Here is a 23,692-nt window from a genome sequence, read left to right on the forward strand (position 1 = left end):
GGAGCCACCATGGCCGGTGACACCGTCCAGCTCATCGCCAGCGCCGGCCACGGCGCCACCGCCACAGTCCTCGTCGACCAGGCCGATGCCGTCCGCCTGGCCGGCCGCCGGATCTCCATCGGCAGCCACGGCTACGCGCAGATCTACGCCGGCGGCACCCGGACCCTCCTCCACCGCTGGGTCATGGGCATCGCCGTCGGCGACCGGCCGGACGTGCTCGTTGACCACATCAACCGGAAGCGACTCGACTGCCGGCGGGCCAATTTGCGGCTCGTCAGCCCCGCCGAGTCCAGCCTCAACCGCGAGCTGCCGCAGCGTGACCTGCCCCTGGGGGTCTACCGGACCCGCAGCAAAAGGTTCGCGGCCAAGTTGAAGCGCGGCTACCGCAACCAGCACCTCGGCACCTACGACACCCCCGAGCAGGCCGCGGACGCCCGCGTCGACGTCGAGCAGCTGCTCGGCCGCGTCCGGGAGCTGGCCGGCAGCCTCGACGAGATGACCCGCTGCCGTGACGCCGCCGTCCGCGCCCTGCACCGCGACGACATCGAGACCGACATCGACGTCGAAGACGCCATCGCCAACGCCCTGTGGGGCCCCGGCTGGGACTGGGAAGACGAGCGCACCCCCCGGCTGATCGCTCGCGACGTCGCCCCCGAGATCCGACCCACTCTGGCCAAGGCATGCGAGCAGCGCGACCAGGCCCTCGCCCGCGTCGCCGAACTGGAGGCCAAGCGCACCGCGCTGGAGGCCGCGTGCGACGGATGGGCGGAGGCCGGGCGAAACGAGGAGCGGATCTGGGCGGCCCGCGTCGCCGAACTGGAGCAGCAGCTCGCCGTCGCCCAGGCCGCGACCGAGACCAACCGCGAAGTCGCCAGGGTGCTGCTCAGCGAACTCAGCGCGAACAAGCCCCCCGCCGAGTGCGGCGCTCCTCACCCCGTCGCCGACGACACCCGCTGCGAACGACAGCCCGGACACGACGGCTGGCACGCCGCCACCATCGGCGCCTGGCCCTCCACCGTGCTCCCGCCGCTCGGCACCAGCACGGCCCGCAGCGCCCGCTGACGGCCCGCCCGGCCACACCAGACCCGACCCCAGGAGACTCGATGCCCAAGATCCGGACCCCGCGCGAGCAGCTCGAACGGGCCATGCACGTCAGCTTCAAGGTCCCCGAACAGGCCGCCGCGATGCTCGACGCCTACCGCGACCAGGTGCTCACCGAGGCCCACGCCATCGTGCTGGACGTGCTGCCGTGCCTGGCCGGGTGCGACTGCGCCGGACAGCGCGCCGCCACCGCCCTGCTCGCCGGCCGCGCCAGCCAGGAGGGCTGACCGATGGCTACCCCCGACGAGCTCGAGCCGCTGATCGCCCTCACGCCGCCCGCCGCCGAGCAGGCCTGGGACACCGCTGAGTACACCTGCGCCCGCTGCTGGACCACCGTCACCGCCTCGACGGAGGCCGAGTTCGTGCGCCTGGTGGTCGAGCACCGCGACTCCTGCCGCGGCCCGCAGGCGGGTGCCCGGTGAACTCCTTCCACCACGCGCAGTCCTCCGCCCGGAAGTGGGGCGGCACCCCCGAGCTCTACCTCCCCGTCCACGAGTTCATCGACAGCTCCAAGCGCATCATCGGCGACGCCCGCCACCGCTCCCTCTACCACCACACCGAAGGCGTGTGGCTCTGCCAGCGGATCTTCGGCACCACCCTCGCCATCCCCCGCCAGCACACCACCACCCAGGTCCCCGTCCGGCTCATCGCCGAACAGCACGTCCTCGAAGACCTCGGCTGGCTCCCCAGCCCCGCGGACTACATCGACGGAATGCCCATCAAGACCTGGATGTCCGGAGCCCAGCGCAAGACCGTCCCCCTCTCCCACCTGCTCCTCAACCAGCCCACCGGAGACACCAAGTGACCACCGAACACCGCAACTTCCTCGGCCTCACCGTCGAAGGCGACATCACCCAGGGCAGCACCCGCGTCGAGCAGCGTCCCGTCGAAGACCTCCAGCCGACCCTCCAGGCCGTCCTCGACGACCCCACCATCCTCGAGTTCGGCTGGCGCCAGTACACCCCGTACTTCAACGACGGCGAGCCCTGCAAGTTCAGCATCTACGGCCTGTGGGTGCGCACCGACACCGACGAGGACACGGACGACCTCAACCTGGACAGCGGCCACCCCAGCCTCGGCGAGGAGCCGTACATCGAGGTCGCCGACCCCAGCCGCGCCGGCGGCCGGACGTGGAAGAAGGGCCCGTACCAGGGCCCCGACCAGGCCCGCTACGAGCGCTGCCACGCCCTGCGGCGCGCCATCGAGGGCGGCGAGTTCGAGAACGTCCTCCTGGCCGCGTTCGGCGACCACGCTGCCGTGACCGTTCGCCGCGACGGCATCCAGGTCGACTTCTACGAGCACGACTGACCGCCCGCCGGCCGCCCCGTACCGGGGCGGCCCCGCCCGCCTGACCGACCAGCGCCACCGAGGAGACCGCCGTGCTCACCCCCGCCGCCACCACCCGCCTCCGCCGCCAGCTCGGCGAGCTGCCCGAGATCCTCGCCCACGCCTACCTCGCACTGCTGCCCAGCGGCGCCGCCCGCAGCGGCCACGTCTCCGGCGCCACCCGCACCCCGCCCCTGCCCTGCAACCTCACCACCCTCGACGCCCTCACCGACCGCGACGAGCCCAGCATCGACATCCTCGAATCCTGGGCCTGCACCGTCCTCGACGACCGCGCCCGCGCCAACGACTGGACCGCCTGGGTGCAACTGCCGGCCATCCGCGGCGAGATGGCGGCCAGCACCAGCATCAAGGTCCTCAGCTTCCACCTCCCCTTCGCCGCCCGCCGCACCTACGCCACCGACCTCGCCACCGAGATCGCCGCCCTCCACCACCACCTCAACGCCGTCGCCCGCTACCCGATCCGCTCCGCCCGCCCCGTCCGCACCGCCTGCCCCGCCTGCCACCTCCGCGCCCTCTGCGAGCGCACCGACGGCTGGCGCGAATGCCTCAACTGCCGCACCGAGTACGACCCCGCCACCTACACCGACCACGTCCGCCAGGCCCTCGCCGAACTCCGCCCCGCCGCCTGACCACCCACCCCGTGAGGCGGCTCACCGGACCCGAGAGCCGCCTCACCCCACCACCGTGAGGCCACCCACCATGACCACCCACCACCCCGCCCCCGGCGAAATCCGCGCCGCCACCCTCCGCGGCCCCGCCGGCCCCTGGACCATCCACGCCACCGCCCACATCCTCGACACCGGCGCCCGCTACCTCCTCGCCACCCTCACCGGCATACCCGACCCCAGCACCATCGAGCCCCCTCACACCACCCACGTGAGCGCCCTCACCGCCCCCGCCGACCAGCCCGGATGGTGGACCTGCACCCGCGCCACCACCGAGCACCTCGCCCCCGTCGACATCCACATCGGACCCGTCATCGGCCACGACCACACCGCCCTCGACGAACGCGGAGACCACGCTCTCACCGCCCTCCGCCCCTACCGCCGACCGATCGCCCCCAACGCCCCCCTCGGCGAGAGCTGGCTCTCCCACCTCGCCGCCTGGCAGACCTGGACCACCGCCACCGCCGAACTCGCCGACGCCGCCCGCCGCGGCCGCGATGCCATCGTCGCCGGCCTCGCCGACGGCAACGTCAACCGCGACACCATCGGCCGGATCATCGGCACCCACCGCACCGCCGTCCCCCAGATCCGCACCCGCCACCGCGCCGCCCGAGAGAAGATGACCGCGTGAGCCACCACCACGGCCGCTGCGACCCGCCGCCCGCGTAGCCGCTTGCGCAAGATCGGCCGTTGTGAAAGGCTGACGACAGCACCACACGTGTGCCCACAGACACCACTGAGCCCCGCAGCTGAGCAGTAGCTGCGGGGCTCAGTCGTTCCCGGAGGTGCGCATGGACGAGCTGCTGACCGTACGCCAGGCGGCCGACCTCTGCGGTCTCACCCCCAACGCGATCTGGAACTGGCAGCACCGCGGCCGCATCTCCCCCGACGGCCTCGACGACCGCGGGCGCCCGCTCTACAGCCAGCTCACCATCGCCCGCGCTGAGGCCGCCACCAGGCGGCGCGCCGGCCGCCAACTCCCCACCGCCGCATAGACCGCGGCCCGCCGCCATCCCCCACGGCGGGCCGCCCCTCCCACCACCAGGAGACGCTCGTGCAGCAGCCCAGCATCGGCCGCATCGTCCACTACCAGTCGTACGGCACCCCCGGCGGCGAGTACCTTCCCGAACCGCGCGCCGCCATCATCACCACCGTTGCCGAGGCCCACGACGACCGGCACCAACGGGTCGGCCTCGCCATCCTCAACCCCACCGGCATGTTCTTCAACGAGTCCGTGCCGTACTCGCAGGACCCCCAGCCCGGCCACTGGAACTGGCCGCCCCAGGTCTGACCTGAGAGGAGGTGGTGACCGTGCCCACCTCCGACGCCGAAGGCAAGGACTGGTCCCTCGACCTGTTCCTCCGTCACCGCCCGGACACCGTCACCGACATCGGCCCCGGGCTCGGCACCTACGCCCAACTGATGCGCCCCCACCACCCCGGACACTGGACCGCCATCGAGATCCACCGGCCCTACATCGGCCGCTACGGACTCCGCCTCCAGTACGACCACGTCCACCACGGCGACGCCCGCACCGCGCCCGACGCCCTGTTCGACCGGGACCTGGTCATCGCCGGCGACGTCCTCGAACACATGCCCCGCGCCGACGCCGTCCAGCTGCTGCAGCGCATCGCCGCGGCCGGCGCCCGGCACATCCTCGTCAGCCTCCCCATCGTCCCCTCACCCCAGGGCGAGGTCGACGGCAACCCCCATGAAGCCCACCTCCACGACTGGCAGCCCGACGACATGGACCAGGTCCTCGCAGCCCTCGGCGGCACCGTCCACACCCGGCACGGACACACCCTCGGCTGCTGGTGGTGGAACCGATGATCACCGGATGGTTCGCGTGCTTCGAGACCGGCGACGGCGTAAACCCGGAGTATCCGTGGCAGCCAGTGCTCCAGCTCGACGGCTACACGCTCAGCACAGACACATGGTTCAAGACCGAAGCCGAATGCATCGGCTTCATCCAGGCCCACATCCTCGGCCAGCCCCTGTTGGACACGTAGAGGAGGAACTCATGGCCTGGTCGACAAGTGACCGGCGGGGCCGCCTCCCGGCCGACTGGCCGGCCATCCGGCAGCGCATCCTCAGGCGCGACCGCCGCACCTGCTACCGCTGCGGTGGACGCGCCAACGAGGTCGACCACGTAAGCCGCGGCGACGACCATTCGGACGCGAACTTGAAGGCGATCTGCACCCCCTGCCACCGGGCCAAGAGCAGCCACGAAGGCGGCACAGCCACCCGCAGGGGCTACCGCCCGACCCGGAGCCGGCCGCCCGAGCGGCACCCAGGGCTGGCCTGACCCCTCCCAAGGGGTGGGGGAGACCCCCCTCCCCGGGTTCCCGCCCCGCTACGCGTATAGGCGCTGGCCCTGTGTACGGGTCTGGGGATCTCGACCCCTCCCCGGAAGGAGGTGAGCACCGTGGCCGGCACCGGCCCCGCCCCGAAGGACCCGTCCCGCCGGGCCCGCCGCAACAAGGACCTGCAGCCGCAGACCATCCTCCGCTTCGAGCGGGCCGAGGCCCCGGAGCTGCCCGACTTCCGGATCAACGCGGGCGAGGACGGCCTGGTCGAGTTCGTCTGGCCGGAGCGCACTTGCGAGTGGTGGGAGACGTGGAAGGCCAGCCCGCAAGCCGAGCACTTCAGCTCGACCGACTGGGAGTTCCTCCTCGACACCGCCCTGATCCACGCGAAGGTGTGGTCGGGCGACGCCTCGGCGGCGCCTGAACTGCGGCTCCGGGTGGCGAAGTTCGGCGCGACGATGGAGGACCGGGCGCGGCTTCGGATGCAGTTCGCGCAGGCGGACCAGGCCGACGCCGGTCAGGGCTCCTCCGGCGGCCCGGCAGCCCGCGAGCGGTACGCGAAGATCCGCATGATCCGGCCCGACCAGCCCGGGACGGCCGAGCCCGGGGGGTGAGCGATGCCCTGGCGCGGACCGTCGTACCCCGGCGAACTGCCCACCCTGGGCTACCAGGTGCTGGAGTGGATGGCCGAGTACCTGATCGTGCCGGACGGTCCCGCCGCCGGCGAGCCGCTCTTTCTGACGGAGGAGCAGGCCCAGTTCGTCCTGCAGCTGTACGCCGTCGACCCGGCCTTCCGGGGCCCGGCGATCAGCGGCCGGGCCCTGAACAACGGCCGGCGCATCCGCCGCGCGGTGCTGTCCCGACCGAAGGGCTGGGGCAAGTCGCCGCTGCTGGCCGCGCTGTGCCTCGCCGAGGCCGTCGCCCCGGTGGTGCCGGACGGCTGGGACGCGAACGGCGAGCCGGTCGCCCGCGAGTGGACGAGCCTCGGCTTCAAGGCGAAGGTGCAGCTCGTCGCCGTCAGCGAGGACCAGACCGCAAACACCTGGGACCCGCTGCTGGAGATGGCCCGCAACGGCCCGGTCGGCGACGAGTACGGCCTGGAGGCGCTGGAGTCCTTCGTCAACGTCCCCGACGGCCGGATCGAGTACGTCACCAGCTCGGGCACCAGCCGCGAGGGCTTCCGCCCCGTGTTCTCGGTGATGGACCAGACCGAGTCGTGGACCACGACCAACGGCGGCCGCAAACTCGCCGCAGTGATCCGCCGCAACATCGGCAAGGTCAACGGATGCTCGGTGGAGACCCCGAACGCGTTCATCCCCGGCGCGGACAGCGTCGCGGAGCGGTCGTTCGAAGCCTGGAAGAAGCAGCAGGAGGGCCGCACCAAGCTGGATGCGGGCCTGCTCTTCGACCACCGGGAGGCGTCCGCGGACACCGACCCGACGGACGAGCAGTCGCTGCTGGCCGGGCTCGCCGTGGCGTACGGGGACTCGGCTGATGCGGCAGGCGGCTGGGTCAACCTGCGCCGCCTGCTGGGCGAGTACTGGGACCCGGACACCGACCCGCAGGACGCCCGCCGGTACTACCTCAACCAGGTCACCCACGCCACCGACTCCTGGCTGTCCCAGCCGGAGTGGGCGGCGTGCGCGGATCCGGAGAAGGTGATCGGCCCCAAGGACCCGGTGGTCCTCGGCTTCGACGGTTCCCGGCGCCGCAGCCACTCGGTGACGGACGCCACCGCGCTGGTCGGCTGCCGTGTCTCCGACGGGCACCTGTTCCAGATCCGCGTCTGGGAACAGCCCGACGGCCCGCTCGGGAAGAACTGGCAGGTGCCGGTCGGCGAAGTCCTGGCCGAAGTCGACGACGCGTTCCAGGCCTACAACGTCGTCGGGTTCTACGCCGACCCGGCGAAGTGGGAGAGCCACGTCCGCGGCTGGGAGGCCAAGTACGTACGCCGGCTCAAGGTGAAGTCGTCCGGCAGTCATCCGATCGAGTGGTGGATGACCGGCGGCCGGGCCTCGCTGATCGTCCGCGCGACGAAGGCGCTCCACGACGCGATCACCGACGGCGAGATGACGCACTCCGGCGCGTCGACCCTGACCCGGCACTTCCTCAACGCCCGGCGTCGGGAGTCTCGTTCGGGCATCCAGATCGCCAAGGAGCACCCCGAGTCGCCGCGCAAGATCGACGCCGCCGCCGCCTCCATCCTCGCCTGGCAGTGCCGCCTCGACGCGCTCGCCAAGAACCTCACCGCCCGCCGCACCGTCCTGGTGCTCCGCTGACCGAGAGGAGGCCGACGTGGCGACTCCTCTCCTGATGCCGGACCAGCTGACCGTCGACGAGCAGCTGCTGCTGGACCGGCTGTGGATGCGGCTCCAGCAGAACCGCAACGCGCCCGCCAGTCAGGGCGGCCTGGACGTCCTCCAGCGCTACTACGACGCCGACCGGTACATGCGCTCGATCGGCCTGAACGTTCCTCCCGGATGGGAGGCGCTGACCACGGTGATCGCGTGGCCCGCGCAGGCCGTCGACACGGTCGAAGAGAGGTTGGACGTCGAGGGGTTCCGGGCCTCGACGTCGGACGCCCCGAGCGATGATCTATGGGACTTCTGGCAGGCCAATGGCCTGGACGAGGAGTCGCAGATGGGGCACCTCGACGCGCTGACGCTGGGCCGCTCCTACGTGGTCGTCGGCGCCGACGCGTTCGGGGATCCGGTGATCACCGTCGAGGGCCCGCAGTGGATGATCCACGAGCGCTCGCCGGCGACCCGCCGGGTGACGGCCGCGGCCCGGTTCGTGCAGGACCCGCGGCAGGTCGACCGGCCGGAGTTCCAGCGCTTCGGCCAGGCCTCGGCCGCGACGCTGTGGCCGCGGCCCGGGCTGGCGATCGAGCTGGTGCGCATGGAGGACGGCGGCTGGACGGTCGTCCGCCGGGACTACTCCGACCTGCCGGAGATCCCGGTGGTGCCGCTGATCAACCGCCCGCGCACCGCGTACCGGGCCGGCCGCTCGGAGATGCTCCGCGTGATCCCGGTCGCCGACGCCTGCTGCCGCGCGCTGACGAACCTGCAGATCGCCACCGAGTTCCAGGCCGTGCCGCAGCGCTACGTCCTCGGCGCGTCCGCCGAGGACTTCCAGGACGAGAGCGGCAACCAGGTCCCGGCGTGGGAGTCCTACCTCGGCAAGGTGTGGGCGCTCGCCAACGAGCAGGCGTCGGCCGGGCAGTTCACGGCCGCCGAGCTCCGCAACTTCGAGACGGCGATCCTCACCTACGGCAAGCTCGCCGCGTCCCTCCAGGGCGTCCCGCTGTCCTACTTCGCGGCCGGCGCGGACAACCCCACCTCGGCGGATGCGATCCGCGCGGAGGAGGCCCGCCTGGTGAAGAACTGCGAGCGCCGGCAGCGCGGCTTCTCCGGCGCGTGGGAGCAGGTGATGCGTCTGGCCCTGTGGATCGCCACCAAGGGTCGGATGCCGTCCGGGCTGGAGCGTCTGGCGGTGGTGTGGCGCGACCCGTCGACGCCGACGATGGCCGCGAAGGCCGACTACGTGCAGAAGATGGTCGCGAGCAGGGTCTTCCCCCCGGCCTACGGTCCGGAGGCGCTGGGGCTGCCCGTGTCCGAGCAGGAGCGCATCGCCGAGCTGTGGCAGGAGACGGACCCGTCCGCCCGCCTGGCCGACAGCCTGGACCGCGCGACCCGGCCGCCGGCCGCACCCGAACCGGGGGAGGTGAGCGTCGGTGGCGGCGGGTGAGCTCGCCGCCCTGACGGACTCCCACCGGATCACACAGTCTCGCCTCGGCGCGCGGGTGGCCGCCGGGGTGATGGCGGACTGGCAGCGAATGGTGCGCCCTGGCGCGCCGGCCGCGTCCGCCGGGCGGTGGGTGGACGCGTCGCTGGGCCGGATCCGTCCGGCCCGCGATGCGTCCCAGCAGGTCGCTGTCTCCTACACGCGCTTGCATCGCGCCCTGTCGACCGGGCACACGCTGCCGCCGATCGGGCCCGGCCCGCACCCGCGCCGCACCTCCGTAGGCGCACTGCGCCAGGACTGGGCCCGCATGTCCGGTGACCGCTACCGCCCGACCCCCGCCGACCAGCAGCCCGTTGTCGTCGACGACTTCGAGTGGCCCGACCTGGATGAGGAGTCCATGGACGCGGCCGCCCGCACCGGCCTGTGGGTCACCGGCCCGGTCCACGCCCAGCAGCGCCTGGACGACGCCGAGGAAGGCCACGCCCGCGGCCGCCTCGACGACGCCGAGTTCCTCGCCGAACTCGACGACCTGATGCGGGATTCGGCTGTGACCGCCGGCGGCGCCGCCGACCGTGAGGTGCTGCGCGGCGGCCGGTCGATGGCCGAGCAGTCCGCCCGCCGCGACACCCGGGTGATCGGCTGGGCCCGCGTCACCGACGCCAGCCCTTGCGGCTTCTGCGCGATGCTCGCCAGCCGCGGCGCGGTCTACAAGAGCCGCGACAGCGCGGGCCTGGCCGGCGGCCCGCCGGCCTCGCTCGACGACCTGACCAAGTTCCACGACCTGTGCCACTGCCAGATCGTGCCCGTCTACTCCCGCGCCGACCACCTGCCCGACGGGTCGGAGGTCTGGCGCGACCTGTGGGCCGAGGCCACCGACGGGCTGAGCGGCCCGGAGGCCACCAGGGCGTTCAACCGCGCGGTCGCCGCCCGCCGCCGCACCGTGCGCCGCCGCGGTCTGCCCACTCTCCGCCGCTCCTGAGGAGGCTCCATGTCCACCCCGACGCCCGACCCGAACACCCCGCCGCCGCCCGGACCGTCCGGGCCGCCGACGGCCGAGCAGCTCGCCGAACTCCCCGACTGGGCCCGGACCCACATCGAGGGGATGACCGGTCAGCTGACGGCCGCCCAGCAGGCCGCGAGCACCAGCGCCGCCGAACTCGCCGCCGCTGCCGCGAAGCTGGCCGCCGCTCCGGACCCGGCCGCCGCCCAGCAGGCCCTGCAGGCCGCCGCCGACCGGGCCGCCGCCGCCGAGCTCGCCGCGACCCGCGAACGCCTGGGCCGCCAGTACGGCCTGCCGGACGCGCTCGTCGCCCGCCTCCAGGGCGCCGACCAGGCCGCGATGGAGACCGACGCCAAGGCGCTCGCCGCGCTGCTGCCCGCGCCCGGCCCGCGGATGCCCGGCCCCGACCCGCTCCAGGGCGGCGGCACCCCGGCCCCGACCGACCCCGCCACGCAGTTCGCCCAGCTCATCAACTCCGCCCTCTCCTAGGGCCCGACGCCCGAGGAGGGCACCATGGCTGACGCACCCGTCAAGCTCAGCAACGTCAACTCCACGCTGCTGCCGCCGACCATCACCCAGCCGATCTTCAACCGGGTCGCGGAGACCAGCGCGGTGATGCAGCGCGCCCGCCGCATCCCGCTGTCGATGACCGCGCAGACCGCGATCCCGGTCAGCATGGACATCCCGAACGCCGGCTGGGTCAACGAGGGCGGCTCGAAGCCGACCGGCACCGAGTCCATGACCGTCAAGACCATGGCGGGCAAGAAGGTTGCCGTCCTGGTCCCGGTCTCCGAGGAGGTCGCCCGGTCCAACGCGGCCGGCCTCTACTCGCAGATCCAGCAGGACCTGCCCGTCGCCCTGTCCCGGGCATTCGACCTCGCCGCGATCCACGGCAAGACGCCATCCGGCGCGGCGGGCCCGTTCGACGACTACCTCGCCGAGACCACCAACAGCATCACCCTCGGCACCGCCACCAAGACCAACGGCGGCATCTGGAAGGACATCGTCGACGGCGAGGCCCTCGTCATCGACGACAACTACGACGTCACCGGCTGGGTCGCCGACCCCCGCCTGCGCCCGCAGCTGCTGAACGCCGTCGACAACAACGGCCGCCCGCTGTTCGTCGACACCACCGCGGCCCTCGGTCCCGGCGCGGCCGGAGCCGGCTCCCTGCTCGGCCTGCCGCTGGACTACTCCCGCGGCATCTCCGGCAAGCTGGTCCGCGCGTCCGGCACCTCCGACACGGGCCTGCGGATGATCGGCGGCGACTGGTCGCAGTGCGCCTACGGCGTCGGCATGGACATCACGATGAAGCTGTCCACCGAGGCCAACTACAAGGACGCGGACGGCAACTGGCACAGCGCGTTCCAGGAAAACCTGGTCCTGCTGCTGTGCGAGGCACACTTCGGGTTCGTCATCGGCGACGAGAACGCGTTCGTCAAGTACGTGGCTGCGGGCGGCGGTTCCTGATGCCGGGCCCGCTGCGGGTCGTCGCGCGGGTGCACGGCTACCCGCCGGATCACAATGCGGGCGCCGAGTGGATGCTGCACACCATGCTCCGCTCCCTGGCGGAGCGCGGGCACCAGGTGGAGGTCCACCTCCACCGGTACGGCGCCGGCCTGCCCGGGCGCTACGACCTCGACGGCGTCAGCGTCTACCCGCTGCAGGCCTCGGAGTTCCCGCGCGCCGGCCGGGCCGCGGACGTCCTGGTCGGACACCTCGAGGGCGTCCCAGCGCTGGCCGCGTACGGCCGGACCTGGGGCGTACCGACCGTCGCGGTCGTCCACAACACCCACGCCCCCTCGTTCGAGGCCGCCGCGGGGTGCGACCTGGCGGTGTACAACGCCCGGTGGACCCGCGCGGAGGCGGACGACTACTACGGCCGGTTCGACCTCACGCCGCCCGCCGAACTGGTCGTCCGGCCCCCGGTGCTGGCCGCCGACTACACCACCACCCCCGGCGACCGGGTCGCCCTGGTCAACCTCTACGAGGACAAGGGCGGCTCGCTGTTCTGGGACCTGGCCCGGCGGATGCCCGACGTGCAGTTCCTCGGGGTGCGGGGTGCGTACGGCGAGCAGGTGGTGCCCGCCCGGGTGCCCGACAACGCGGAGGTCCTGCCGCAGACCCCGGGCGGGCAGATGCGGGAGCGGGTGTACGCCCGGTCCCGCATCGTCCTGATGCCGTCCTCCTACGAGTCGTGGGGCCGGGTCGGAGTGGAGGCGATGGCGTCCGGCATCCCCGTCATCGCGCACCCCACGCCGGGCCTGGCCGAATCGCTGGGCGCCGCCGGGGTGTTCGCCGACCGGGACGACCCGGAGGCGTGGGAGGCGGAGATCCGCCGCCTGCTAGCCCCGAAGGCATGGGCCGCCGCGTCGAAGAAGGCGAAGGCCCGCTCTGCCGAGCTCGACCCGGCCCCGGACCTGGCGGCCTGGTGCGAGGCCGTGGAAGACCTCGCCGCGCGAAGGGAGTGAGCCGGTGACTGCCACCGTCGCCCAGGTCAAGGCGCTCTGCCCGCAGGGCACCCCACTGACCGACGACCAGATCGCCGACCTGATCGAGCAGGCCGAGACCTACCTGCTCGCCCTCTACCCGGACATCCCCGCCCGGATCACGGCCGGCACCCTCGCCCAGACCACCGTCGACTTCGTCGAAGCATCGATGGTGGCCCGGATCGCCCGCAACCCTGAGGGGCTGCGGATGGAGATGGACGGCGACTACCAGTACCAGCTCGCCGCAGCCGCGGCGTCCGGCTACCTGACCCTGCTGCCGGCCGAGGAGACGATGCTGACCCGCGGTCAGGGCGCGTTCACCATCACCCCGTACAACGCGCGGGTCGCGACCGCCCCGGCGTGCGATCCGGGCTGGTGGTGAGCGTGTCTCTCCTCGACGGCGGCCCCGACACCGTCACCGTCTACCCGGCCGGCCCGGTCCAGCCCGACGGCACCCGCGGCCCCGAGGGCGCGCCGGTGGTGGTGCAGTGCCGCATCCAGCCCTCCACCTCGGAGGAGGCCGCCCAACTCGGCTACGTCGACGTCACCCTGTACCGGCTCCTCGCCCGCACGCTCCCGGCCGGGCCCTGGTCCCGGGTGGTGTGGCAGGGCCGGGACTGGACGGTCGTCGGCGAGCCCAAGAGGCACAACGGTTCGGCCCGGACCCGCCACGACACCGCGATGATCCGCAGGAGGTGACGATGGCCAGCCTCGACCAGCACCTCGCCGCCCGCCTCGCCCACCTCCCGGCCGTCCGCGCCGCAGTCGCCACCGAACTCCGCGGCCGGGCCGCCCGGGTGGAAGCAGTCGTCGCCGCCCACACTGCCACCGGTGCCCTCGCCGCCTCCCTCGAGGTGGTCGTCGACCGCGTCGACTCCACCGTCTCCATCTCCGACCCCGCGATCCTCGCGATCAACTACGGCCACCACGCGTCGAACGGCCGCTGGGTGGAGGGCATCCACGCCATCGAGGCCGGGCTGTGACCGCGCTGCCGCCCGACGTCGACCGCCTGGTGCGCGGCGCTCTCACCGCCGAACTCGGCCCAGCCGTCACGGTGATGACCCTGATGCCCGACACCTGGGCCCAGATCGTCGCCGCCGGCCCGCTGGTCATCGCCCGGTCGCTGCCCGGCGCCGCCGCGATCGACCCGCGCGGGGTGATCACCGCGGTGATCGACCTGCAGGCCCTGGCCGCCGACCGGGACCTGGCGGCGGAGACCGGCCGCCGGGCCTGGCGCGCCCTGTACGACGCCTGCGTGCGGCAGTGGGCCGACCAGGACGCGGGCGGCTGGTTGAGCCACTTCAGCAGCGGCACGCTGCCGGCCGAACTTCGCGCCGGCTCGCCACCTCCGGACGCCCAGTCGTTCAGATTCCAGTCGACGGTCCGGCTCACCGCCCGCCCCACACCTACCCCCTGACCAGGAGGAATCCATGGCGCTCGACGCCACGACCACGATCGTCCCCGGCACGGGGTACATCTACCTCGGCAACGCCGACACCGCGAAGCCGGCCAGCATCACCGACCCGCTCGCCCCGGGTGCCGGCTGGGCCAACCTCGGCCACACCTCGCGGGACAACATGCCGAGCCTCACGCGCGACGGCTCCGACCCGACCACGCTCGGCAGCTGGCAGAACTCCAAGCTCCGCCAGACCAGCCCGGACATCACCTACGGCATCACCTTCAACAGCATCCAGGCCGACAAGACGGCGCTGCAGCTGTACTTCGGCGCGGGCCCGAGCGCGATGCAGACCGACGGGTCGATCCGCATCCCCGCCACACCGGTCCCGCAGATCAAGGCGCTGCTGCTGATCCTCGTGGACGGGTCCAACTTCGTGCCGCTGTGGCACCCCAGGGTCTCCCTCCTCGGCGCGGACGCGATCAAGCTCGACGCGGAGAACTGGTTCGAACTCCCGTTGAAGGGCACGTTCCTCGCCTCGACGCTGATCGACGGCGCGATCGGCGAGTGGGCGGCCCTCCTCGGCGCCGCGTCCTGATCTGCCCTCAACTCCTGTGCCGTCGGCCACCGGTCCCGTCCGGCGGCACAGGACCACCCTTGGGACCGGACACCGAAGGGACCGATACCATGACCAACACCCCCGTCAGCCTCGCCGGCCTCATGCAGGAAGCCGAGCAGACCTACACAGGCCTGCCGATCGAACTGCGTGCCGGCGGCACCGCGACGCTCCTCAACCCCGTCATGCTCGACGACGAGACGCGCGAGCACGCCGTCGAGCTGATGGCCGCCCTCGATGCTGCCGACGGAACGTCCATCGGCGATCAGGTCGACGCCGTACGCACGGCCCTCGTCTCGGTCGCCGACGACCAGGACGCGGTGCACGAGGAGATCCGCGACTGGCCGGTGCCCGCCTTGCTGCTGGTCCTGCAGCACTACATGAAGGCCGTCCAGCTGGGGGAAGCCTCCAGCTCGTCCAGCTGATCGAACACCGGGCCCTGGGCGGGGAGCTGCGGGCGGACCTGCAGCAGTACTACGGCCTCGACCTGGCCGACCTGCCGCGCGGAACGCTCGCCCCCCGCCGCATCCTCCAGCTGGCCGAGCACCTCCCCTACGACTCCGCGCTGTCGGCCGCCCTGCGCGGCGGCCCCGTGCACCGGCAGTGGGACACCCGCACCCACCTGCTCGCCTCGATCGTGGATGCGGTCCAGGCCAACACATGGACCGCCATCCAGCTCGCCGCGCGCCGCGCGGTGCCGCTGCCCGATCCGCTTCCGCGCCCGGGCGACCGGCCGGCCGCCGCACCATCGCGCCGGACGCTGGACCTGTCCCGGCACCCGGACGCCCGACCGCTGCCCGCCAAGTACCGGACGGCGCCCGACAACTGAACACCGGGGGGGTGAGCCGTGGCCGGTGGATCCCCCGGCGGACGCGAGGTCGACCGGCTCGCCATCAGGGTGCTGCCGGACACCTCCAAGTTCGCGCCCGCGTTGCAGCGCTACCTCGACCGCGTCGAGGAACGCGCACAGCTGAAGGTCCGCCTCACCCCCGACACCACGGGGTTCGCCAAGGCGGTGCGCGCCGCCCTCGCCCCGGTGCGTCCGGACCTGGCGGTGCACGCCGTATTCGAGGCGGACCAGATCGGCGAGCAGGCCCGCATCGCGCTCGCGCACCTGCGACCGGAACTCGGTGTCAAGCCCAAGTTCGACCTGACAGGCTTCTCGGAAGAGGTCCGGTCGAAGCTCGACCTGCTGCGGCCAGATCTCGCCGTCAAGGCCACGTTCGACGCCTCCGGCTTCGACACCAAGGTCCGGGAGGCTCTGGACAAGGCGGCCAAGCCGCGGCAGGTCAAGCTTCGACCGGTCATCGACCGTGACGCCTTCCGCACCGCCGAGGAGCAGCTTCGGATCCTCACCGATCCGTGGAAGGTGCGGATCGAGCCGTACATCGCCGCCGGTGCGGCGGCCGAGGTCCGTGCCGAGCTGGCTGATCTCGGCTCGGAAGAGATCGAAGTCACGGTCCGTCCGATCGTCGACCCGGCGCATGTCCTGCGCGCCGAGGAGCGCTTGGACCGCCTCGCGCACGACCGCACCGCAGGCATCGACGTCCGGGTGGACGACGAGCCGGTGCGCCGCCTGGGCGCCACCCTCGGGGCCGGCCTGGGCCGGGTCCTGACTCTGCGCAGTGCGTTGGTCGGACTCGGCGTCAGCTCGCTGCCGCAGATCGCGTCGCTGACTGCCGGTCTCGCCCAGATCGCGCCGGCCGCGCTCGTCGCGGTCCCCGCGGTGATGGCCCTCGGCCAGGCGTTCGCCACGATCGGCCTGGGCGTCGCCGGGATGGGCGACGCGTTCAAGGCCGCGTTCGCCCCGGCCAAGTCCGGGGGCGGCGCCGCGGCGGTCGACACCGCCAAGCAGGTCGCCGCCGCACAGCGGCAGCTCGCGGACGCCAAGGACGCGCTGGCGCGCACCACGGAGGACTCCGCGGCGCGGGTCGTCCGCGCCGACCGGGACGTCTCCGACGCCGAGCGGTCCCTGGCGGACGCGCAGGGCAAGGCCGTCAGGGCCCAGCAGGCCCTGGACGACGCTCGCCGGCAGGCCGCCCGCGACGCCGAGGACCTGGCCGACCGGGTGACGTCCGGTCAGCTCGCCGAACGCGACGCGGTCCTGCGGGTCGCCGACGCCACCGACGCGCTCGCCGCGGCACAGGCCAACCCGGCCGCGGTCCGCAACCTTGAGAGGGCCCAACTCGCCTATGACGAGGCCCTCCAGGCGCTGCACGAGCAGCGCAAGGAGAACGGCCGGCTCGCCGCCGAGCAGGCGCAGTCCGTGGCGGCGGGCGTCAACGGCTCGGCGCGGGTCGTTGCCGCGCAGGAGAACCTGGCGTCCGCGACGCGCGACGTCTCCGACGCGGAGCGGGACGTCGCCGACGCCCGGCAGGAGGCGGCGAAGACCGCCCGGGACGCGGCCAAGCAGGTCGCTGACGCCCAGCGGGCCGTCGCGGACGCCACCCTGGCGCTCGCCGACGCCGGGAAGGCGGCAGGCGGCGGCGCCGGTGGCGTCGACGCATACGCCGAGGCGATGGCGCGGCTGTCGCCGAACGCGCGTGCGTTCGTGGAGGCGGTGCGCGGCATCGCCCCGGCGTGGCGGGAGGTCCAGCAGGCCGTCCAGGACCGGCTGTTCGCCGGCCTCGACACCGAGCTGACCGCCACCTCCACCGCGGTCCTGCCGACTTTCCGGCGCGAACTGGTCGCCACCGCGGGGACGCTGAACGGCATGGCCGTCGGCGTCGCCGAGGCCGCCCGCAACCTGGCCGCGAACGGGATCCTCGACCGTGCGATGGCCGGCGCGTCCCGGGGCCTGGCCAACCTGCGGGGCCTGCCCGGTCAGGTCGTCACCGCGCTGACCACGATCGGCGCTGCGGCGGCCCCGGCCCTCGACCGGGTCACGTCCGCTCTCGCCAACGCGGCCACGCGCTGGTCGGACCGCCTGCAGAAAGGATTCGCCTCCGGCGGCCTCGAGAGGGCCATCGACCTGGCGTTGGACCTGGCCGGCCAGCTGGCCGGCGTCCTCGGCAACGTCGGAAAGATCGTCACCAACATCTTCGCCCCGGCGGTTTCCACCGGCGGGAACTTCATCGGCGTTCTCCAGCAGATCACCGGGGAGATCGCCAGGGTCACCGCGACGGCCGAGGTCCAGCAGGGCCTGCGGGACCTGTTCGACGTCATGTCCTTGATCGGCAAGACGGCGGCCCCGCTGATAGGCCAGGCGCTCCGCGAGGTCTTCCCTGTTCTGTCCGCCCTCGCGCCCGGCGCGCGGGCGCTGGTCACAGCCTTGGGTGACGGGCTGAAGCCCGTGATCACCTCGCTCGGCCCCCTGCTGGTGGCCGCTGGCGGGGCGGTGTCTCAGCTCGCCGTCGCGGCCGGCCCGCTGCTGGTCGTCGCCGGTCAGCTCGCGTCCCAGATCGGCCCGATCCTGACCCCGATCGTCCAGGCCCTGGCCGCGAACGTCGGCCAGCTCACCCCGGTCGTCCAGGCCGCGGCGACCGGGCTGGCCTCGCTGCTGTCCCCCGCGCTGGCCCAACTGCCGGGCCTGATGCGGCCGTTCCTGGACGCGAGCACCCAGCTCGCGTCCACCCTGCTGCCCCAACTCGCTGACCTGATCAGCCAGCTGCCGCTCCAGGAGCTCGGACAGTCCTTTGCCGAGGTCGGGATCGCGCTGGCTCCGCTGCTCGTGCAGTTGTCCCAGCTGATCGTTTCCGGGCTCCAGGCCATGGCCCCGCTCCTGCCGCCGCTGATCACCCTGACGGCCCGGCTCGCGCAGATCCTGGCCGGAGAGCTGGCCCGGCAGATCCAGCAGGTCGTCGTCCCGGCGCTGCAGGTCGTGGTGCGGCTTCTCAACGGCGACCTGACCGGGGCCGTCCAGGCCGCCGGGGATCTCTTCGCCGGCCTGGCACGCACCGTGTACCAGGTGTTCGTCGAACTGCCGGGCAAGGTGGTCAGCGCGCTCTGGGACTTCGGCCGGCAGCTGTGGGACTCGGGCCGGTCGATCACCCAGTCTCTGATCGACGGCATGCTCTCCAAGGCCGTCGACCTGAAGAACGCCATGTCGGGGATGCTGTCGGACGTCCGGCGGCTGCTTCCGTTCTCCCCGGCGAAGGAGGGCCCATTCTCCGGCCGGGGTTGGACGCTGTACTCCGGGCAGTCCATCAGCGCCGCCCTCGCCGAGGGCATCCTGGACGGCCACGGGCAGGTCTACGCGGCGACCGCCGCCGTCGCGACCACCGCCCAGGCCAACCTGGCCGGCCTCGGCGCCGGCACGGTCGCCACGTCCCGCGCGCAGGCCGGCGGCGACCAGGCCGCGGCCGGAGGTGGCGGACTCGCCCTGAACATCCGCGAGTTCCACGCCTACGACCAGGCCCCCGACGCCATCGGCCGGGCCCTGTACCGCGAGTACAAGTCGAGGGGGTGACCATGGCCGGTGAACTCGTCACCACCGACGGCCAGATCGAGTGGCGCGGCCTGCTCCTCGGGGAGCACTCCCCGTACGCGGGCCGCGTCCTGACCGGCTGGGACGACCTCCCGGCTCTGGACGACGGCAGCACGCCGCGAGCCCAGCAGCCCGGCGCCCACCTCGGACAGCTCCTCGCCCGCACCCGCGTGCTCACCTGGGACGCCCAGCTGATCCCCGAGAGTCCGGACGACGACGCGCACTGGCCGCAGTACCTGGCGGCTCTGCGCGCCGTCACCGGCATCCGGCAGGACGAGCAGCCTCTGGTCGTCCAACTCGCCGGTGTGCGACGCCTGATGATGGCCCGCATCACGGCCCGCCAGATCCCCGCCGACCAGCAGTACACGTGGGGCTACCCGAAGCTCGGCCTCGAATGGACCTGCTCCGACCCGCGCCGGTACGACGTCGCGGAGCAGGCCGCCACCACGTCTCTGCCATCGGGCGAGGCGGGCCTGTCCTGGGGCAACCCCGAGGCGACCGGCGGCCTGTCCTGGGGCAATCCCGAGGCCGCGAGCGGCCTGTCCTGGGGCGCGCCGGGAAGCACCGGCGACATCACCGCCGCCAACCTCGGCGACGCCGACACCCACCCGGTCATCGAAATCCGAGGCCCCGTCACCACCCCGAGGATCTCGATCCCCGGCACCGACCTGCTCCTCGAGTACGGCATCACCCTCGCCGCCACCGACACCCTGATCATCGACACCTGGGCCGGGACGGTCACCCTCGCCGGGCAGGACCGGCTCGGCACCGCCACCGCCCGCTCCATCCCCGAGGGCTCCTTCGTGCTGGCCGCCGAGACCACCAGCACCGTCTCGTTCCGCTCGGCGGACGCCGCCGCCACCGACGCCAGCTGCACCGTGCGCTGGCGCAACGCCTACTGGTAGGAGGCCACCCGACATGACCGTACGCTCCGCGTGGCTCCTCAACCGCGACGTCGCCACCCCCGGCCAGAACCGCCAGGACACCCGACTGTCCCCGCTCGGCACCATGACCCCCTCGGCAGCGGACCCGCTGACCAGCATCGGCGGACTCATCCCCGGCCCCAACCCGTGCAACCTGACCATGTCCGGCATGAACTGGACCATCGGAATCGGCCGCGGCATCGCCCAGGGCACCAGCGCGCAGGGCGCGTACCCGATCGTCGTCACCGCCGGCGACGGGGGCACCATCGCCCCCGGCCACGCCAGCCTCACCCGGATCGACACCCTGTGGCTGATCGCCCTGGACACCCTCGTCGACTCCTCCGGCAGCACCCTCGCCAAGATCGAGTACACCCAGGGCACCCCCGGCAGCGGCAGCGCAGCGACCGCTCCGGCCGCAGGCACCGCCTACCTGCGGCTGTGGGACATCAGCGTCCCCGCGGGGGCCAGCGCCGGCAGCCCGCCGAACTGGACCGGCCTCGGTCTGCTGACCGACCGCCGGACCTACACCGTGTCGGTCGGCGGCATCGGCGTCGGCGCCAACGGCAGCGGCGCGTACGTCGGGCAGTACCGGGACAACGGCGGGCTGCAGCGCTGGGACGGCTCCTCGTGGCTCGACCGCCTGGTGCTCAACTCCGCCGGCCGGATCGTCATCGGCGGCGACACCGAGTGGTACCGCGACGCCCCCAACTCCATGCGCACGCCCGACAGCCTGACCGTCGACGGCAACCTGAACGTCTCCGGGATCGGCCAGCGGCAGTTCGCCCGGGTCGCGGTGGGCGCCGAGCAGTCCGTCACCAACAGCACCAGCCTGGTGGACGCCACCGGGTTCACCTTCCCCGTGGTGTCGGGCGGCGTGTACGTGGTCCGCGGTCTCGTCGGCGGCGCCGGCTCCACCATCGGCGACCTCAAAATCGGCTGGATCGCCCCTGCGAGCTCGACGTTCGACTGGACGCCGACGATGCAGCCCTCGTCGGGCTCGGCGACCGTCGGCAGCGTCATCACCGACCGGTCCACCCTCGCCCAGTCCCAGATCCTCGGCACCATCGGCACCGGCACCACCATGACCGCCCTCATCAACGGCCTGCTCGTCGCGGGCGGTGCCGGGACGTTCAGGATGATGATCGCGCAGGGCACCGCCGATGCCACCCCCTCCACCCTCAAGGCGGGCTCGTTCCTCACGGTCGAGCGGGTCGGCTGAGATGACGTCGCCGTACTCGCTGCGGGTGCACGACCTGCGCACCGACCGGCTCCTCGGGTACCTCCCGATCGGCGGCGTCACCTTCGACGACTACATCGGCAAGTCCGGCTCGCTGTCCGGAACGCTCCCGGCGCCGAACGCCCAGATGGCTGCGCGGATCCAGGACATCCTCCAGGAGGGCCGCACCCTCGTGGACCTCGTTCGCGGCGGCACGATCGTCTGGTCGGGCATCGTGTGGACCGCGACGCCGACCGCCGACGAGCGGGACAACTACACCTGCCCGATCCAGGGCGCGACCCTCGAGTCCTACTACCGTGACCACCTGCAGCTGCGCGACGCCGACCTGACGTACACCAGCACTGACCAGTTGGCGATCGCCCGAGCCCTGATCGGCTACGCGGCCACCCGCACCGGCGGCGACCTCGGAATCGAGATGGACACCTCGCAGACCTCCGGCGTCCTTCGCGACCGCGCCTACAGCCGCTTCGACCAGCCGTACGTCGGCCGCCTGCTGGACGACCTGGCCGCCGTCGACAACGGCTTCGAGTGGCGGATCAACCGCTACCAGGACGCGGCCGGCGCCCGGCACCGGGTGCTCCGCCTCGGGTACCCGAGGATCAGCATCGGCACCACCGACCTGCCGCTGAAGAAGCCCGGCCTGATCACCGCGCACTCGATCCCCCGAGACGCCACCGCGATGGCCACCTGCTGGCAGTCCCGCGGATCGAACAGCAACTCCAACCAGGCCGCCGCCACGACGCCGCTGCTGTCGACCACCCTCACCGACACCGCCGCCATCACCGCCGGCTGGCCGCTGCTCGACGGCTCCAGCGACTACTCCACGGTGACCGACCCCGCCACCCTCAACGCGCACGCCCAGGCCGACCTGGCACGCTTCGCGCGGCCCGTGGCGATCCCTCAGATCAGCGTGCTGACCGGCTCGATCCCCCAGCCCGAGCTGGGCAGCTACATCCGCGTCAGCATCCGGGACGCCTGGTACCCGACCGGCCACAACGCCCGGTACCGCGTCGTCGGCCTGCGGTGCACGCCGGCCGAACGCGGCCGCCCCGACATGACCCAGCTCTACCTGGAGGCTGCCTGATGCCGAACGTGCCCGAGGATATCGGCACCGTCCTGCGCACCATGCAGGCCCAGATCCGAGAGCTCCAGGGCCGGGTCAACACCCGGCCGGCCCTCAACCACATCTCCGGCGGCGGGGTGACGATCGACCAGGGCGGCACGCTGTCCGTGATCACGCCGGGCGGCCAGACGGTGCTGTACGTCGGCGCGATCGGGCCCGCCCACCCCGACGGGTCGCCGCAGTACGGCATGGTTCTCAGGCGCGAGGACGGCAGCGCGGCGCTCGCGGTCTGGGACGGGGCCGGAGCCTCACCCCAGCCGCTCGCGATCTGGGACCGCGCCGGGAACACGATTCTCGCGGACGACCGGGTGGCCGGGGCCGGCCTCGCCCGGCCCTACATCAGCACCGACGCGTGGTTCGGAGCGGTCGAGGCCCCCGCGTTCACGACGAACTCGGCCACGTTCGTGACCCTCCAGAACCTGCCGTGGGTCAAGCAGCACCCGCGCGTCACCGCCCACTACCTGGTGAAAGCGGACGCCGGAGTGGCCGGCGAAATCCAGCTCGTCGATGACAACAACGTGGTCATCGCCGGGCCGATCACCGTGGCGGCTGGCGCGTGGACGTACAGCAGCGCCACCGGCCCGCTGGCCGGCGCGCTCTACTCGTCCACCTACCTGCACTGGCAGGCCCGCGTCACCAGCGGCACCGGCGTGATCGGGGTTCGCGGCCTGTCGACGTTCGGCGTGCAGTCCTGATCAGTGCTGGCCGTAGGGGTCCGTGGTCGGTGCGTTCGGGTCCGCCGGGCCGCGGGTCGGGTACGGGCCGTTGTCCGCCGTGCCGCTGCCGCCGTTGTTCTGGCCGGCGGTGGCGCCGGGCGGGTCGGTGCTGACGGGCTGGCTGGTGGTCGGCTCGCTGCTCGGAGTCGGGGTCACGGAGGCCTTCTTCGTGGTCGTCGGGGTCGGTGTGGCTGTCGGCTCGGTGGTGGCCGGCGGGGTGGTGCTCGGCGGCGCCGGGTCGCTCGCGGACGCGGACGGCGACGGGCTGCTGCTCGGGCTCGCGCTGGGGCTCGGGCTGGTGGTGTCCGCGGCGTCTGCTGGCTGCACCACCTGCTGCACCTGCTGCTGGCCGTCCCCGCCCGTGCCGAGTGCCCACGCGCCGCCGCCGATGCCGAGCATCGCCACCACGCTGGCCGCGATCGCCGCCGCCTGCCGGTTGATCTTCATGTCCGTTGCCCCCCTTGGCTGTTGGTGCCCACCACGGTAGCGCCGACCGCCACACCGCTCTCACATCCGAACCGAACTGGCGACAAGTTCGCCTACCCACTGCCTTGGAGGCCCCCTTGCCCAACCCGCTGACGCGCGCCGGGGAGACGCTGCGAC

General features: G+C 72.8%; 31 protein-coding genes. 30 read left to right on the plus strand and 1 reads right to left on the minus strand.

Going from position 1 to position 23,692, the window contains the following annotated elements:
- Window positions 1-9 precede the first annotated feature (9 nt).
- From KCH_RS23190 to KCH_RS23340, 30 genes are all read left to right on the plus strand, one after another.
- Window positions 10-1,062, plus strand: a complete 1,053-nt coding sequence (locus KCH_RS23190; RefSeq protein ID WP_035865912.1) for an HNH endonuclease — start codon at window positions 10-12, stop codon at window positions 1,060-1,062.
- 41 nt (window positions 1,063-1,103) lie between these two features.
- Entirely contained in the window at window positions 1,104-1,328 is a 225-nt protein-coding gene (locus KCH_RS23195; protein ID WP_035865916.1) for a hypothetical protein, read from the plus strand.
- A gap of 3 nt (window positions 1,329-1,331) precedes the next feature.
- Window positions 1,332-1,523: a hypothetical protein gene (locus KCH_RS23200; protein WP_035865919.1), complete on the plus strand. Its 192-nt coding sequence runs from the start codon at window positions 1,332-1,334 to the stop codon at window positions 1,521-1,523.
- On the plus strand, window positions 1,520-1,906 hold the full coding sequence (locus tag KCH_RS23205) for a DUF6915 family protein (protein WP_035865921.1): 387 nt from the start codon (window positions 1,520-1,522) through the stop codon (window positions 1,904-1,906). The genes KCH_RS23200 and KCH_RS23205 overlap by 4 nt, the downstream gene beginning before the upstream one ends.
- Window positions 1,903-2,409 (plus strand): hypothetical protein, encoded by a 507-nt coding sequence (locus KCH_RS23210; RefSeq protein ID WP_035865935.1) that lies wholly within the window; start codon window positions 1,903-1,905, stop codon window positions 2,407-2,409. The genes KCH_RS23205 and KCH_RS23210 overlap by 4 nt, the downstream gene beginning before the upstream one ends.
- Window positions 2,410-2,480: 71 nt before the next feature.
- A complete protein-coding gene (locus KCH_RS23215) occupies window positions 2,481-3,077 on the plus strand; it encodes a hypothetical protein (protein ID WP_035865938.1) in 597 nt (198 codons plus the stop codon).
- 70 nt (window positions 3,078-3,147) lie between these two features.
- A complete protein-coding gene (locus KCH_RS23220; RefSeq protein WP_035865941.1) occupies window positions 3,148-3,744 on the plus strand; it encodes a hypothetical protein in 597 nt (198 codons plus the stop codon).
- Between the two features lie 160 nt (window positions 3,745-3,904).
- Entirely contained in the window at window positions 3,905-4,108 is a 204-nt protein-coding gene (locus KCH_RS23225) for a MerR family transcriptional regulator (protein WP_051653369.1), read from the plus strand.
- Window positions 4,109-4,167: 59 nt separating this feature from the next.
- Window positions 4,168-4,404: a hypothetical protein gene (locus tag KCH_RS23230; protein WP_035865949.1), complete on the plus strand. Its 237-nt coding sequence runs from the start codon at window positions 4,168-4,170 to the stop codon at window positions 4,402-4,404.
- A gap of 20 nt (window positions 4,405-4,424) precedes the next feature.
- Window positions 4,425-4,943, plus strand: a complete 519-nt coding sequence (locus KCH_RS23235; RefSeq protein ID WP_035873378.1) for a class I SAM-dependent methyltransferase — start codon at window positions 4,425-4,427, stop codon at window positions 4,941-4,943.
- Window positions 4,931-5,122, plus strand: a complete 192-nt coding sequence (locus KCH_RS23240; protein ID WP_157032168.1) for a hypothetical protein — start codon at window positions 4,931-4,933, stop codon at window positions 5,120-5,122. Before KCH_RS23235 ends, KCH_RS23240 begins: the two co-directional genes overlap by 13 nt.
- A gap of 407 nt (window positions 5,123-5,529) precedes the next feature.
- Window positions 5,530-6,033 (plus strand): phage terminase small subunit, encoded by a 504-nt coding sequence (locus KCH_RS23250; RefSeq protein ID WP_244305409.1) that lies wholly within the window; start codon window positions 5,530-5,532, stop codon window positions 6,031-6,033.
- A 3-nt stretch (window positions 6,034-6,036) separates the two neighbouring features.
- Window positions 6,037-7,698, plus strand: coding sequence for a terminase (locus KCH_RS23255; protein ID WP_035865956.1), 1,662 nt, complete (start codon window positions 6,037-6,039; stop codon window positions 7,696-7,698).
- Window positions 7,699-7,714: 16 nt separating this feature from the next.
- Window positions 7,715-9,166, plus strand: coding sequence for a phage portal protein (locus KCH_RS23260; RefSeq protein ID WP_157032169.1), 1,452 nt, complete (start codon window positions 7,715-7,717; stop codon window positions 9,164-9,166).
- 304 nt (window positions 9,167-9,470) lie between these two features.
- The gene (locus KCH_RS23265; RefSeq protein ID WP_157032170.1) at window positions 9,471-10,142 is read left to right on the plus strand and encodes a VG15 protein; all 672 of its coding nucleotides are present in this window, start codon (window positions 9,471-9,473) and stop codon (window positions 10,140-10,142) included.
- Between the two features lie 9 nt (window positions 10,143-10,151).
- Window positions 10,152-10,652 (plus strand): hypothetical protein, encoded by a 501-nt coding sequence (locus tag KCH_RS37715; RefSeq protein WP_051653371.1) that lies wholly within the window; start codon window positions 10,152-10,154, stop codon window positions 10,650-10,652.
- Window positions 10,653-10,676: 24 nt separating this feature from the next.
- The gene (locus KCH_RS23275) at window positions 10,677-11,633 is read left to right on the plus strand and encodes a phage major capsid protein (protein ID WP_035865962.1); all 957 of its coding nucleotides are present in this window, start codon (window positions 10,677-10,679) and stop codon (window positions 11,631-11,633) included.
- A complete protein-coding gene (locus KCH_RS23280) occupies window positions 11,633-12,634 on the plus strand; it encodes a glycosyltransferase family 4 protein (protein ID WP_035865965.1) in 1,002 nt (333 codons plus the stop codon). The genes KCH_RS23275 and KCH_RS23280 overlap by 1 nt, the downstream gene beginning before the upstream one ends.
- Window positions 12,635-12,638: 4 nt before the next feature.
- Window positions 12,639-13,034 (plus strand): hypothetical protein, encoded by a 396-nt coding sequence (locus KCH_RS37720; RefSeq protein ID WP_051653372.1) that lies wholly within the window; start codon window positions 12,639-12,641, stop codon window positions 13,032-13,034.
- A 2-nt stretch (window positions 13,035-13,036) separates the two neighbouring features.
- Entirely contained in the window at window positions 13,037-13,351 is a 315-nt protein-coding gene (locus KCH_RS23290; protein ID WP_035865969.1) for a hypothetical protein, read from the plus strand.
- Window positions 13,352-13,353: 2 nt separating this feature from the next.
- The gene (locus tag KCH_RS23295; RefSeq protein WP_035865972.1) at window positions 13,354-13,635 is read left to right on the plus strand and encodes a DUF5403 family protein; all 282 of its coding nucleotides are present in this window, start codon (window positions 13,354-13,356) and stop codon (window positions 13,633-13,635) included.
- Window positions 13,632-14,069, plus strand: a complete 438-nt coding sequence (locus KCH_RS23300; protein WP_035865975.1) for a hypothetical protein — start codon at window positions 13,632-13,634, stop codon at window positions 14,067-14,069. Before KCH_RS23295 ends, KCH_RS23300 begins: the two co-directional genes overlap by 4 nt.
- A gap of 13 nt (window positions 14,070-14,082) precedes the next feature.
- A complete protein-coding gene (locus tag KCH_RS23305) occupies window positions 14,083-14,646 on the plus strand; it encodes a phage tail tube protein (RefSeq protein WP_035865978.1) in 564 nt (187 codons plus the stop codon).
- An 89-nt stretch (window positions 14,647-14,735) separates the two neighbouring features.
- The gene (locus KCH_RS23310) at window positions 14,736-15,089 is read left to right on the plus strand and encodes a phage tail assembly protein (RefSeq protein WP_035865980.1); all 354 of its coding nucleotides are present in this window, start codon (window positions 14,736-14,738) and stop codon (window positions 15,087-15,089) included.
- A 167-nt stretch (window positions 15,090-15,256) separates the two neighbouring features.
- On the plus strand, window positions 15,257-15,493 hold the full coding sequence (locus tag KCH_RS23315; protein WP_051653374.1) for a hypothetical protein: 237 nt from the start codon (window positions 15,257-15,259) through the stop codon (window positions 15,491-15,493).
- A gap of 18 nt (window positions 15,494-15,511) precedes the next feature.
- Window positions 15,512-19,072, plus strand: a complete 3,561-nt coding sequence (locus KCH_RS23320) for a phage tail protein (protein ID WP_051653375.1) — start codon at window positions 15,512-15,514, stop codon at window positions 19,070-19,072.
- A gap of 2 nt (window positions 19,073-19,074) precedes the next feature.
- Window positions 19,075-19,995 carry a phage tail family protein gene (locus tag KCH_RS23325; protein WP_035865984.1) on the plus strand — a complete coding sequence of 307 codons (921 nt, stop codon included), beginning with the start codon at window positions 19,075-19,077 and terminating at the stop codon, window positions 19,993-19,995.
- 13 nt (window positions 19,996-20,008) lie between these two features.
- On the plus strand, window positions 20,009-21,232 hold the full coding sequence (locus tag KCH_RS37730) for a hypothetical protein (protein WP_051653376.1): 1,224 nt from the start codon (window positions 20,009-20,011) through the stop codon (window positions 21,230-21,232).
- Window position 21,233: 1 nt separating this feature from the next.
- Window positions 21,234-22,334: a hypothetical protein gene (locus KCH_RS23335; RefSeq protein ID WP_035865987.1), complete on the plus strand. Its 1,101-nt coding sequence runs from the start codon at window positions 21,234-21,236 to the stop codon at window positions 22,332-22,334.
- The gene (locus KCH_RS23340; RefSeq protein WP_035865990.1) at window positions 22,334-23,068 is read left to right on the plus strand and encodes a hypothetical protein; all 735 of its coding nucleotides are present in this window, start codon (window positions 22,334-22,336) and stop codon (window positions 23,066-23,068) included. Before KCH_RS23335 ends, KCH_RS23340 begins: the two co-directional genes overlap by 1 nt.
- Here the strand turns inward: KCH_RS23340 and KCH_RS41610 are convergent, their stop codons facing one another.
- Window positions 23,069-23,536 carry a hypothetical protein gene (locus tag KCH_RS41610; protein ID WP_035865992.1) on the minus strand — a complete coding sequence of 156 codons (468 nt, stop codon included), beginning with the start codon at window positions 23,534-23,536 and terminating at the stop codon, window positions 23,069-23,071.
- Between the last annotated feature and the right edge of the window lie 156 nt (window positions 23,537-23,692).

Source organism: Kitasatospora cheerisanensis KCTC 2395 (genome assembly GCF_000696185.1).
GTDB classification, from domain to species: domain Bacteria; phylum Actinomycetota; class Actinomycetes; order Streptomycetales; family Streptomycetaceae; genus Kitasatospora; species Kitasatospora cheerisanensis.